General features: G+C 48.0%; 10 protein-coding genes and 1 pseudogene. 6 read left to right on the top strand and 5 right to left on the bottom strand.

The window, feature by feature from the left end; translation table 11 throughout:
• From FP815_12665 to FP815_12645, 5 genes are all read right to left on the bottom strand, one after another.
• Positions 1-4,994 (bottom strand): hypothetical protein (locus FP815_12665; GenBank protein ID MBA3015780.1); only part of this gene is annotated, 4,994 nt, incomplete at its 3' end.
• Positions 4,995-5,052: 58 nt separating this feature from the next.
• Positions 5,053-5,670 carry a hypothetical protein gene (locus FP815_12660; protein ID MBA3015779.1) on the bottom strand — a complete coding sequence of 206 codons (618 nt, stop codon included), beginning with the start codon at positions 5,668-5,670 and terminating at the stop codon, positions 5,053-5,055.
• 15 nt (positions 5,671-5,685) lie between these two features.
• Complete coding sequence (locus FP815_12655; protein MBA3015778.1) at positions 5,686-6,174, bottom strand: prepilin-type N-terminal cleavage/methylation domain-containing protein; 489 nt, start codon at positions 6,172-6,174, stop codon at positions 5,686-5,688.
• 3 nt (positions 6,175-6,177) lie between these two features.
• Entirely contained in the window at positions 6,178-7,101 is a 924-nt protein-coding gene (locus tag FP815_12650) for a prepilin-type N-terminal cleavage/methylation domain-containing protein (GenBank protein MBA3015777.1), read from the bottom strand.
• 5 nt (positions 7,102-7,106) lie between these two features.
• Positions 7,107-7,724, bottom strand: coding sequence for a prepilin-type N-terminal cleavage/methylation domain-containing protein (locus tag FP815_12645; GenBank protein ID MBA3015776.1), 618 nt, complete (start codon positions 7,722-7,724; stop codon positions 7,107-7,109).
• Between the two features lie 574 nt (positions 7,725-8,298).
• Here FP815_12645 and FP815_12640 point away from each other — a divergent pair.
• From FP815_12640 to mqnE, 6 genes and pseudogenes are all read left to right on the top strand, one after another.
• Positions 8,299-8,439 (top strand): annotated as a pseudogene (locus FP815_12640) (prepilin-type N-terminal cleavage/methylation domain-containing protein).
• 664 nt (positions 8,440-9,103) lie between these two features.
• Positions 9,104-9,853, top strand: coding sequence for an ABC transporter ATP-binding protein (locus FP815_12635; GenBank protein ID MBA3015775.1), 750 nt, complete (start codon positions 9,104-9,106; stop codon positions 9,851-9,853).
• The gene (locus tag FP815_12630; GenBank protein MBA3015774.1) at positions 9,834-10,655 is read left to right on the top strand and encodes an ABC transporter permease; all 822 of its coding nucleotides are present in this window, start codon (positions 9,834-9,836) and stop codon (positions 10,653-10,655) included. Before FP815_12635 ends, FP815_12630 begins: the two co-directional genes overlap by 20 nt.
• Complete coding sequence (locus FP815_12625; protein MBA3015773.1) at positions 10,655-11,563, top strand: hypothetical protein; 909 nt, start codon at positions 10,655-10,657, stop codon at positions 11,561-11,563. The genes FP815_12630 and FP815_12625 overlap by 1 nt, the downstream gene beginning before the upstream one ends.
• A 164-nt stretch (positions 11,564-11,727) precedes the next feature.
• Positions 11,728-12,408 (top strand): TetR/AcrR family transcriptional regulator, encoded by a 681-nt coding sequence (locus tag FP815_12620; protein MBA3015772.1) that lies wholly within the window; start codon positions 11,728-11,730, stop codon positions 12,406-12,408.
• An 8-nt stretch (positions 12,409-12,416) separates the two neighbouring features.
• The coding region (gene mqnE / locus FP815_12615; protein ID MBA3015771.1) for an aminofutalosine synthase MqnE at positions 12,417-13,429 on the top strand (1,013 nt) is incomplete at its 3' end.

Raw genomic sequence — 13,429 nt, 5'->3', positions numbered from 1 at the left:
TTGATGGTGCCGGCAGAGGGGAGGCAGGCTTGGCCCCCCCCTGAACATGAAAGAGCTGCTTGGAGAGAGGTGTCTAGTTGAACCAGGATGTCACTTGTATCAACAAGACCTAGGTTACCATAATCTGTAGAGGTGAAATTCTCTTCTACCGTTTCCCAAGTAAATTTTTTATTGCAATCAAACGGCTCTTTGATGCCATAATATTTTTGATATGATGTGTCGGTTTTATCATCTCTATCAAAGAAACGACCAGTGCCGAAATAAATCCAGAAATTGTTGCCATCAGTTCCCACAGAAGGGCTTGCCGTTATGGGACGGCTAGTATTAATTAGGATGTTTGGGTTTGTCTTTGCCGGGAACATGGAGGATAGTGCCCCTTTCCAAGCGCTAGGGGTTGTCGTGATTTGCTTACCTGCATTTTCAGCTCTTGTTACAAGTCGATAAAGTTTTCCTGTCATTGAGGAGGGAGGGAAAGCTCCTTCGACAGTCCCAAAATAAACCACATCAGACATATAGTTAGAATCTCTGTCAAAGTCGACAGTGATCAGATCAGAGATGAAACCATTGTCAGAGGATGACAGGAGATAGGAGCCTCCTTGTGAGGTAGCCACGGAAGGTTCTGTGCTGGGGATGCGGAAGGGTTTTTTCGTGGCCGGAATTGCAGGGTTTGTTCCAATCAGCCAGTCAAGCGGAAGTATGGCGAGCCGAGGCTTTTGGGAACTTACTGCATTGAGATCTGTTGGACCACTGCCAAGAACAAGGTACCATTTACTGGTGCGGACAGTATCTACACCATCTACCATGAGCACCATTGTGGGAATGGCTAGAGTGTAACCCATGTCAGGTTCTGCACCATTCATAGTCATCTCGCCAAGAAGCGTTGGTGGTGCCTCTGGGTTGGTGATGTCAAAGATAAAATAGGCAGAGGTGAATAGTCGCGTATCGCCAGCTACCCCATTGAGAGCAGAGGCTGCTTCCTTAGCCCCACCAAATCGCATGGCCCCTACCAAGATGGTGCCCCAACCATTGGGGTGGATGCAATTGGCATCAGCCGTTCCGTTAGTGATGCAAGCGGCCTCTTCGGTAAAGATCTGGACATCGAAGACACGGGGGCGCTGATCCACAAAATATTTGTGATTTTTTTCGGCATAAGTGTAGTCAGGATCTGTTAAACATTTGAGATGGGGTAGAAGATTATAGGGGACATATGCCCACATTTCAGCACCTAGTTCTGGAACTGTATTAAGATTGTTCTCGTCGCAATCAGCGGTACGACAGAACTTTTTGGTGGTGTCATCATAAAAGCCACCGTTGACGGCATGGAGCATGCCGTCATTGGCGCCAAAATAAATCATGTGTCGTCGATTTTTGTATTTACCTGCAAAGGTAGCGTATTCACCATCACGGTAAAGTAAGTGATATCCTTCGGAGGGGCGGGTTACTGCCGTGGGGGTGGAGTGAATGACGTCACCCAGACGCCATGTGATAGATTCTCCTGAACCGGCTTTGCTGATATCAGCATTGGTGGCCCGACTTCGTAGTCCAGGTTGGTCTTTGCCACGAACCCAACTGATGATCTCGTTCACCTCGGGGCTGGTGTTGACATTGAAATCTTTGATGACCGATCCCCGGCCGCCGGAAACAGTATATGCGGCAGTATTCCAGTCGATAGGGGTGTTTGCAGCGTCTCGGTCGATAAAGGGAAGGACCTCGCCATTGTCGACGATGCCATTGTTGTTAAGGTCTTCCCATGTAATAATGTATCGCTGTCTTTTTTCTGAAATAAAAGGAGTTCGGTTACGATAAATATCATTAATGTCGAATGGCGGATAGCTGGCCGAGAGGGATATCTTGGCCAGCCAGTCATTGGCTGACCAGAGGTATTTTACCGATTGGAGATTTTTAGTGGTTGCAGCAGGGCAAGTGCCATCACTGTTAAGTTGGGAGTAACAGGCCTTGGTTTGTCCGGAATTTTCGTCGAAATAAATGATTACTCGATCATCGGTAGCGCTCAAGGTGCGGTCGCCATCGGTATCTTCATAGAGATAACCAGTGGCGTCTATCATTAAGGAGTGGACTTCGCCGGTCCAGGAGATGGGATTGCCGATGCCACTGAATGGATCGAGGCTAGGCCAGAAGATGGCTTGGTAGATAGCGCCCTCACCGCCACGAGAGGAGGAGATGACCGATGCCGCAGACCCGGCAGAGGATCCTTTTCTGATGCTGGTGAAGACGGAGCGTAAGTTGCTAGACAACTGGGCGGGATTTTCACTGGCATAATAGGAATTTGTGCCGCCATTGATTGCGGTATTGTTAAGTAGGGTCGTTGGATTGCATTCCCCGGAACCTTCATTTTTTAATGAGCCAGCACCTACTACATAGGTGCTAATCGGTTTTTTACTCTGGGGGTTGCCCAAGCCATCAATAAAATTATTTTGAGTGAAGAAGAGATTGTCACTGGCGGCATACTTGGCGAGATCATCCAGGTAGGTGCTGCCTGTATATTTGCCGCAACCCGGCGCTCCATCATTGTCAGGGTCGATAGGGTCATTGTCTCCATCATTATGGGTGGGGTCGGAGGTGACGAAGTTGGTCATGACCGTGGCCATGTCCGTGGTCGGGGAGCCATCGGTAATAACCAAAATATTGTTGCTCTGGCAGTGGGTTTGGACCGGGTCATAATAGAGCGTCCAGGCAACTCCGGAATCTGTAAGTGCGCTGCCACCATTAGACATCCCCCCGGCGACGGTTTGGTATAATAACCCATCAGAACTGACGATGGCGCCTCCTGAGTAATTTGTGTTATTGTTCCAAGTGGGATAGTTCATTTCTTGCCAATCGTTGATGCCACCAGCTGCTGCGTCTGTAATGGGAGTTGTCCCTTTAGTGGTGCCGCCAAGGGTTGTACGCCACCACTTGCTGCTGTTCCAAACAACACTACCAGCAGCATATGTTTTGCCTGTCACAAAACTGGCTGTGCCACCGATGAAGAAGTCATAGTTATCCAATCTAACGGTTGAGTTTTGGGTGTAATAGCCAATCGCGTCGTACATGGCCTCTGCCATTGGGGTCCAAGAGTCGGCTACGATACCGTTAATAGCGTTGACCAGTGCCGTACTGTTGTCTGCTTCGATGTAGGAGATGATTTTTCCACCGTCTTTATTGTCGGCAGTGCAGTTGTAAAGGCGATTTGGATTTGCCTGGGCACATTCATGTTTGGTACCTTCACCGTTGAAACGCATGGCGCCCATTCGAAGGTCGGAAGAGAATTCTTGTAACAATCCCTTTGGCGTTGAGGTCTGCTCAATATATCCGTCTAAGGTGGCAATTGGTTTGCCTAATTGGGCGTTGGTTGCCACAGTGACCAGAATGGAGGGAAGGTTGGGGAAATGATCATCGGCAACAGAAGAGACTGGGCTGCTGGTATCTATGACGTCCGGGTTGTAAAGACCGGAGCAATAGTCGCGCAGGGCCTGCTCGATACAGCCGCCAGCAGCGCCAGCTCCGGCAATCCAATTCCAAGTCCCTGGCACAGCAGGGGTGCCACCGACACAGGTCTGTTTGCGTATCCAAAGAGCCTGGGCATCACCTATATAACAGCCGGCAGGGTAACTGACGGTAGCAGTCGGTTGGCCGGCATAGTGGTTGTTGCTATTATTATAACATCCGGCTGCTATTATAGTGGTTGTCGGCGTCTCCGAGGGCTTGCCTGATTTGGTGCAAAGGGTATTTGTTGCATTAAGGGTATAACTGCTAGGGCAATTATATATCGTTTGAGCTTGTTTGTAACTGGTGCCGCTGGCGCATGTTCCACCTGTTGTAAAGGCGGCGCGCCAGGAAGATCCTGCCTCGCACTCCTCTAGCAAACCATTATTGCACTGCTGGTTGTTGTCAGCCCCATAAGGATGGCCATTGGGGAAGCAGGTAATGTCGGTGCAGGTTAAAGCAACGGCTGGGGTGCCACCGGTGGCGACAACGCAGCGCCCAACATAGCCGCTACCAGTTGCCTGGTTTCCCATGCAGACGTACCCGCTGTCGGTTGTGTCGATCGTGGTTGGGTTTACTCCGGCATTGTAGACATTTTTGCAGGCGTTTTCCATGCGCTGGATGTCGCCATTGCCAATGGTGGGATAGCCCCAGCAGGTTTGGAAGCCATGATTAAAGGCGGCATTAGAGTTGGCGAATGATTCGTTTTGCTGGCCGATCATCAGGCAGCTTCCTGCCAGATTCTGGACTTGGCCAAAGGCCGAGGCTGCCAATGCAGATTCACAGGCGCTATTGGCAAACTGCAGACCATTTGTTGAGACGTTAAATATTTCTAAACGGGTTAAGTGGTCGCTAGCAGAGGCACCAGGCCATACGCCGATGGTCAGTGTAAAGGGTGTTCCGGCGTTGGTGCTGACTGCCACCTGCTTAATCATTCGTTTTCCTTGGCAGCCGCGTGATTCGGGAACAAGGCGCTGGTATGTAGCATCATATTTGCCACCAGTGAGAATGTTTTTTTCGATATCAAACTTTGATGCTGTAGCCCAGTTTAAAAAATTACCTTTGGCTTCAAAGGCTGTGACCTCTGGGACTGCTGCATTAATGGTGATGCAAATATCGGCATTACGGTATACCGTGCCGGTGGCGGTGTTGCATTGGGTGGTAGCTCCGGATTTGAATTTCTTGAAATCGGGTGCTACTGGGGTTAAATTGTAATAATATCGTATTGCTGGGTCGAAGTAACCGCCATAAGAGGTGGTGGATGCATAGCTATCGTCGTTGCAAAAGCCAGGTTCAGTGACATCGTCGTATGCCGGATCATACATGCTGGCGGAATTGTCGATCATCAGTAGTACATTGGGGTCGACCCCAGCACTCAGGAAAGGCGGTTCAGACTTCCCATCTTCGCAGACCGAAGCCATGGTAATTGTTGAAGCCGACAATGCGAAGGAGCACCCAAGAAAGATTAACGAGATAATTTTTTTCGGTTTCATGTTTACTTCCCTCATTTTATTTGATTGACCCGCGTCCTGAGGTGTTCTTTAAGATGAAACTTAATAACTCTCATCAATAGAGGCAGGATCCTTCTTGGCCTATCACATGGCGCCATTGTAGCCGAAGGGTGGATTGACTATTGCTTATGCCTATTCTTTGAGAAAAAATATCATAGAGGATATATCCGCCACCTGAGGCGGCACTTTTACCCTTTCCCTCATAGCCAGCTGCCATTTGCAGAGCACTTCCATGTGCCAAAATAGTATCTCCACCTATGTTCAGATTCGTGTGAGGTGCAGTGCCGGAGTTAATGGGATAATAGATATCACGGTCACTATCAGAAACTCCAGTTGGAGGAGGATGATTCCATAATGATAACGCACTGCCTTCGACTACAATATTCCCATTTAATACCGCGTCAGTGGCGTCTATTGTGCCATCGACAGAAGTGGCAGTGAAGCCGGTTGCACAAGCTGTATTCTGCTCTACTACCTCAGCACCTACACTCGTGCCACCATCTGCAGCGTAAAAGGTCTGGTTGTAGATCTTATTATTTCCTGCAATTTGTAATTCAATATTAGATGTTGTTGTCGATGTAATGCCAATAAAAGCTAATACCAAGAGCATTAACATTACGGCAACCAGAACAAATCCATTTTCGTTGCTGCCAATAACGGTTCTTTTGATCATGATGGTTTTCCGTAATTAAATAGTGTCTGCTTTAATAAAATCAAAGTTGACAACTTTCTGTACCCCTCGACCGGAACTAATTACAATCACACGGATTGTTTTTAAATTGGGAATTGGATAGTTTACTGAAACATTCCAACAGATGGTATAGTTGCCATCGGTTGATGTGACTTGATGGTCTGGTGCAAGGACGACCAAGGCAGGAGCAGCGATGAAGTTGCCATCAGGTATTGCTTGTCCCGGAAGTAGTGGCAATGCAGGGAACGGGTGATTAAGTCCGAGGTTGCCGTCTCCGTTGGTATCTAGCAGGTTTGCATCTGTATAAGGTAAAGAAATTAGAGATTCCAGTTGGTTGGCTGAAAATGTTGAAGCTTCTGTTATTGTTCGTGACAGACTTTTGCCTCCGGTGGCACTGGTCTGCATGGAGATAATCCCTAATAGTCCGATACCCAGCACGGTTATCGCGATTAGGACTTCAATAAGGGAGAATCCTTTAGTGTTCATTAGTTAAAGGCCCAGGTTGCGGCAGTTGACTATCGATTCCAGTAAACGGTATCGATACCCACCGCCATTGATTTCATTGGGGATTTGGCTGGGGATGAGGATTTGGCGTCCAACGATATATGTTTCAGTATCAATAAAGCCCTGTTCCGGTAGTTTTGATCTTGCAAGAATCCATACTCGAATTGCCCTGATATCGTTGAGTCTGAAGGGACTTCCTGTGGCAGTTGCATTAATTGTGCTTACCCCGTTGACCGGGGCTGGTGCATCTGCTGCGGTGATCGCTCCGTCATTATTCGTGTCAAGGGAATCCCAAGAGCTGTCATTTGATTGATCAATCACCCAGATGATGTTTCCAGCGCCATCGGTATCAATCGATCCATCAGACTCGTTGAGATTTCCGTCATTGTCAACGTCAGTTGGATCCATGGCGTCAATTGCAAAGGCCAAGCCCAGTGCTTGGATGTTTTCAATCAGCAGTTGACGCCCTCCACCTGTATTACGGCTTAAGTCACGGCTAGCAAAGTCTACGACGGCCTCAGGATAATCATAGAGGGAGTAGGAGTAGGTCTCATTGGTGTCGATATTTTGATTTCCGTTAAGGTCCATAGTAAAAGTGATTGAGCTGTTTCCATTGGCTGTTGTATCAGGAGAATTGTTTAAATCTCGAAATTTAATATCAGTAATTCCAAAATTACCAGAAGCGGTTGGATCATATCCTGCGGTATGAAGCTCATTTGTCAAGATGCTCATAGCTACGCGGGTATTTTCTTGTAGTGTCAGAATTTTTTCCTGAGCTGAGGAAGTTTGTTGTAGGGATTGATAAATTCTCGATGCGCCTGTTAATACAATTCCAGAAATTGCGATAACAATCATTAGCTCCACAAGGGTGAACCCTTTTTTTTGATTGGTGTAGGTAGGTAGTGCCATGAAATTCAGTTCATCCAGTTATTGGTGTTGAATGGAGTGATGCCATTATATTTGCGAAGAGTAACTGAACCAGCGATGGAGGTAGTTATTGCAAAGCTCACCGTGTTATCTTGGTTGGTTAAATAGGTGATTCCTTGACCACAAAGACCTCTATTGCTAAAGGTGACGCTTGTTCGTTGGTCGATAACATCATTGTTCCAGGTAGCTGTGGCGCCTCCGGCCCCGTAAGCTACTCCGCTCCCGTAAGCGGATAAGAAGACTGTGGGGGATAGGATATCATCGGCGTTGCCGATAATACCATCAGGCCCACTGGAAATAAGTTGATATGAGTCATTTGTCGTGCCAGGATTATCAGTGAATTGAATTTGCCAGATGCGATTCTCCTTGATAGCATTAAATCGAGCTTGCTGCATCTGAGCTATCAGAACGCGAGCGGCTCTTTTAAGGCGAAGCCCGGGGAGCACTTGCATTGCAGAGTTAACGCTAATCGCAGTTATAATGATCATGATTGATATTGCGATCAGCATTTCAATTAAGCTGAAGCCGTTTTGTGTTGGTTTGGTATCCCGTAGTTTCATAATGAGTAAATTATTAGTTCGAGCATGGAGTGTGCCATGAGCCATAAAACATTTTTTTATTCGGATAATTTTGATAGCCCTGGAGTAACTGTATGATGGCAAATGTTTAACTTGCTTAAGTTATGATATTTTTATTCTATTAGTTTTATTCATCTATTTTGTACAAAAAAGTAACGATGGATTTTACTTTCAAGCAATAAATAAATTTATTTCGGCCTAGGCTTTAATGCTATCTGTGAATGAGCATGTTCCAGAATCTGTCATGCACCTATTATGTTACCTAATTACGCTATATTTAGGCAGAATTTTTTTATTAAATAGATCAGATGGTCGATTCTTAAAAAAATAACAATAAAGCCCTAAAAAATTATATGACAATTTAAGGCAGATGTTGTGACACAAAATGTCAGTGAAAATTCGAGTGTCGGATCAGTCCATTGCTGTATATGCAAAGCAACTGAGAGCCTTGTTGCACAACCAACTGATTTTTAAAGAAATATAAAACATCGTGTTCGCTAGGGGCATGATGGCACATATCTTGATTAGAGAAAAGTCGTCAGTCATTTTGCTGCCAATGGTTATTTGGGTAATTATACAATTCTCAACAGGAGGAAACATCATGCTAAACTTTATTAAGGACGCAAGAAGTCAGAAAGGTTTTACCTTGGTCGAATTGATGATCGTAGTTGCGATTATCGGCATCCTGGCGGCTATCGCCATCCCGCAGTTTGCTGCATACCGGACGCGGGCCTTTAATGCCAACTCCAAGGCCGTCAACAAAATGGCCGTAGGTGCCCAATCTGACCTAAACTCAGAGTTGGGCTGTTATGGCCACACAGAATCGGTACTTGGTGCACTTAATGCTGCAGCGGCAGTCGCGCAAGCCGTCGTTGGTGTCACCGCCGAGATGGTCTCGTCAGATACCGCTGGAGCGGCTATTGGGGCTACGGCCACCGTTGGAGGCGGCAGAGTCGTCGGAGTAAATACTGCTACAGCCAAGACATTCTCCGTGCCACTGGGGATTGGTCAGGGAATGTCAATTTTGACCTCAGAAAGTGCTGTTACTGCTGGTGCCTGTAACAGTGGCGGCTGTTCAAATGTCATCTATACCCGCCATGATAAAGGAGACACGGCCTACGGGTCTGACTCCGATGCCCCAAATCAGTTGTACAGTGTCAGCAACCCGTCATGGCCTACGGGAGCTGACACCTTTGGTATCGTTGGGATAACCTCCCCAGTGACAGTATACGCTGCGACCGATAACGCCGTCAGCATTGTCGGGGCTGGTGGCGGCTTGCCAACCACCAACTGGGCACTGGTACAGTAGAATAAAGACCCTCACCTGATGCAACAGCCCTGGCCGCTCCTTCGGTCTGGGCTGTTGCATTTCCGCCCACCCATTTTCTCAATTGCGATAAAACACCATGACCACAGCCATTGCCATCGACAGGCTCAATAAGTCCTTCGGTAGCCGAGGCAAAAAAAATCTGGCACTCCATAACCTCTCCCTCACCATCGCCCCAGGCGAAGTCTTTGGCTTTCTCGGCCCCAACGGCGCAGGCAAATCCACCACCATCAAACTGCTGCTCCATTTTTTAAAGCCGGACAGCGGAACGCTCTCCATTCTCGGCCACACCGTAGGCCAAGACGAGTTCCGCAATCAGATCGGCTACCTCTCCGAGTTCCCTTTTTTCTACGACCATCTCAGCGCGCGTGAGACCTTACAACTCTCCGGCCGCCTGAGTGGCATGTCAAGTCAGGCCCTGCGCGAACGAATCCCCCTGCTTCTTGCCCGCATGAACCTCACTGAGGCCATCGACCGGCGGGTGGGCGGCTTTTCCAAAGGTATGAAGCAGCGCCTGGGCATGGCCAACGCCCTGATTCACGACCCTCAGGTACTCATCTTTGACGAGCCGATGAGCGGCTTAGACCCCTTGGGCCGTCATCTCATAAAAAACATCATCATCGATTTGCGACAGCAGGGTAAGACGGTGTTCTTCAGTTCACATATCTTAAGCGACATCGAGGATCTCTGCGATCGGATCGGCATTGTCCACCGAGGGCACCTTCTCTATAGCGGGGAGCTTCAAGATTTCATCAAAGGCAGCGCCAGTTTGGAAGAGCACTTTGTCGCCATTATCGAGGAATACGACCATGCAGCAAACACTCCGTAATCTCTGGTTCCTCGCTTTATCCACCTTTATCGAGGGCATCCGCCATAAGGCTCTCTGGGCCATAGTCTGCCTGGCCACTTTCCTGACCATGGCCAATATCTCTGTTGCAGAGCTCTTCTCGTGGGATTTAGGCAAGGTCTCGGTGGAATTTGGCCTCTCCGCCGTTGCCTTCACCGGGCTGTTGCTGGTCTTTTTCCTTGGCCTGAAAATACTCGCCGATGACCTGGAGCGTAACCGTATTTACCTGCTCATGTCGCGGCCGGTGGCGGGTTGGCACTATATCACCGGTAAATATCTCGGTCTGGCCCTGACCCTTGGGCTTTCGACAATAATTCTGGGTGGAGCCGCCGCCCTTTCTATGCAGTATGTACTCTGGCAATACCCAGCCTTTGTGCCACCCAATTTCTCCTGGCTCACCTATGCCATGGCCATGACCTGCCAGTGGCTGGCCCTGCTGATGATGCTCGCGGTGAGCTTCCTCTGTTTCAGTTTTGCCAGCCAACCATTTGTTGCGTTATTGCTTGCCGTCTCCACCTATCTTGTCGGCCAAAACATGGAACTTTTGCGACGGGTAGTGCTGGAAAACGCCCACGCCGGCATCCTCAGCGGGCAGGAAAAATTTGTGCTGGCCCTCTCCTGGATCTTCCCCAATCTCTCTCTGTTCGATAAAAAATATGTAGCGGCCTACGGCTTTGCTTTCAGCGGCCAAGAGTTTTTGTTGTTAGCTCTCTATTGTCTCTCTTACTGTGCCCTCATTCTTTTCCTATCTAGCAGGCTTTTTAACCGACGGGAGCTTGCCTGATGCAGCTTTTTCTGCGCCAGGGCCTACTCTTCCTCACTCTGCTTTGTTTCTATGCGGCAAGCTACAATGCCTTGCTGAACTATAGGAGCACCCCCTCCAACATTGCCCAACACTCAAGAAGATGGGCCTCGCTCCCTCCCCTTGTGCTCCAGGCCTTGGCTGGCGAATTCAAGGGCCTGCTTGCTGACCTCATTGTGCTTGATATCGGTGCCCAGTTGGGCACAGAACTTGTCCGTGATCCCAGCGGAGGATTTCGAACCGTCAAAAAACAGTACGATTGGCAAAACATCTCCCACCTTTTTTTTACGAGCCAGGCACTTGACCCTTCTTTCCAACAGACATACATACTGGCCCAGGGGTGGCTGCCTTGGGAACCGGCTGGCATGCTGGCCGAGACCGAGAAGATCTTAACAACTGCGACCAAAAATCGCCCTTGGGACTGGCAGCCAAATCACACCTTGGGCTTTAATGCGTATTATTTTTCAAATAACCCAGGGAAGGCCGGCAAACTTTTCCTGGCGGCAGCAAATACACCCAAAGCCCCACCATTTCTTGCCATTTTAGGAGCTCGTCTGGCCCAGAAGGGAGGAGAGACAGAAACCGCTATCGTCATCATGAAATCCATGCTTGCCGATAAGGCTCACGATGAGCCTGGGTATAATGATATGGTTGACCGTCTCCACGCATTAGAAGGGATATTGATTCTGGAACGGGCCAGTCAGCAGTATGAAAAGAGTTTTGAGCAAAAGCCGACATCCCTGGAGCAACTTGTCACAAGCGGTATTCTCGCCGCCTTGCCGGAAAATCCCTACAATCTGCCCTATTGCATTGATACCGAGGGTGTTATCTATTTTGATAATCCCCAATGTCGAGCTTCGTCTACCGGGACAGAAAAGACCAGTCGCTGAATCCTCGCTTTGTTTGTAACCTATGTGTCATTTGTTTTTAAGCGAAATCTACCTCTTGGATCTTCTTCACCTCATACTCCTGTTACCACGTTAATCTAAGTACTCTTATGACACAAAATATCTTGCAATTGTATATTTGTTGGGTAGTATGACCACCTGGTCACATGATGAGAGAAATAACTCAATCCAACAACAACACCTTTAGTAATCTGCCCCTCGAAAAGCGGCTGAGAATTGAGACCGCGCTCGTCAGTGAATTTGCTGCCAAGGGCTATCAGAATGCCAGCTTGAACACTGTGGTCAAGGCATTGGGGATTGCCAAGGGATCGCTGTATCAATACTTCTCTAACAAGGAAGCAATTTTTCTTCATATTTTTGATCACTTCGTCAGGGCGGTCAAAGATATGGTACAGCAGCCTGCGGAGAGTGAACCCACAGATCACGATTTTTGGTCCGTGGTTCGACGGACTATGCTTGCTGGTGTTGCCTTTGTTGAGCGCTACCCTGATTACTATCAACTCTATCTTAATGTACTTTTTGAATATGATATCCCAAACCGGGAGGAGTTGATCTCTCAAGTTCGATTGTTCTCTCTGGATTTTTTTGGACCATTGGCTCTTCAAGGACAACGAGAAGGAACGGTAACCTCTGGTGTACCCGTGTCCATGGTTGTTTTTTTGATTGATGCTGCGCTGGATCGTTTTTTACAGGGTTACGCTCGTTCGTACCTTGATGGCGGGTTGAACTTGGCAGCCAAGGACGGGCCAGCATTGATAACTGAAATTGACTTGTTGATTGAAACCCTCAAGAACGGCTTGACAGGACAAAGAGAATATCGAATATGAGGAATATTATGGATGAGATGATTAAACGTGCAGGCTTGATCGATATATTAGTCAAAATTAATGTGGGAGAGAGGCTGTCAATTGATGATGGTGTCAGACTCTACCGTAGCCCCGACATCTTGGCTGTTGGCTATCTCGCTAACCTGGTAAGAGAGAAGAAGAATGGCAATAACGCCTACTTTATCTATAATCAGCATATCAACTATTCTAATATCTGTACCAACCTGTGTAAATTTTGCGCTTTTGGCAAAGATGCGACTTCGCCATTAGCTTATGAGATGACCATTGAAGATATTCGCAACAAAGTCAAAGAGCGACTTGATGAACCTATAACCGAAATCCATATGGTTGGCGGCATCCATCCAGACTTGCCTTTCAGCTATTATCTTAATGCCTTGTCGGCCATCAAAGAGGTTCGCCCCTTAGTCCATATTCAAGCCTTTACCTGTGTCGAGATCGCCCATCTTGCAGAAATTGCCAAGCTATCAGTATCTGATACGCTAACACAATTAATGTCAGCAGGTCTTGGTTCTATTCCCGGTGGAGGGGCGGAAGTGTTTAGTCCCCGGATCAGGGCCAAGACCTGCGAAAAAAAATTGTCCGGCGAAGGGTGGATAGAGGTGGCAAAGACCGCTCATCGCTTGGGTCTGCAAAGTAATGCCACCATGCTTTATGGTCATATCGAGACTATAGAAGAACGCTTGGAGCACATGGACATGCTGCGTCAAGCCCAAGATGAAACCGGAGGTTTCATGACCTTCATCCCCTTGGCCTTTCATCCTAAAAACACCGAGATGGCCGATATCTCCAAAAGTTCTGGCATCGAGGATCTTAAGAATATTGCCGTTGCCCGTCTCTTTCTTGATAATTTTCCTCACATCAAGGCTTATTGGGTGATGATAGGGATCAAGCTTGCCCAGGTGGCCTTATCTTTTGGCGCAGACGATATCGATGGTACGGTCAAGGAGGAGATCATCACCCGTATGGCGGGTGGTGAGAGTGAGCAATCCCAGGCGCGCCA

This window comes from Desulfobulbaceae bacterium, assembly GCA_013792005.1.
Taxonomy (GTDB): Bacteria; Desulfobacterota; Desulfobulbia; order Desulfobulbales; family VMSU01; genus VMSU01.
The sequence above is the reverse complement of the archived record's forward strand: the minus strand, read 5'-3'. Positions and strand labels throughout refer to the sequence as shown.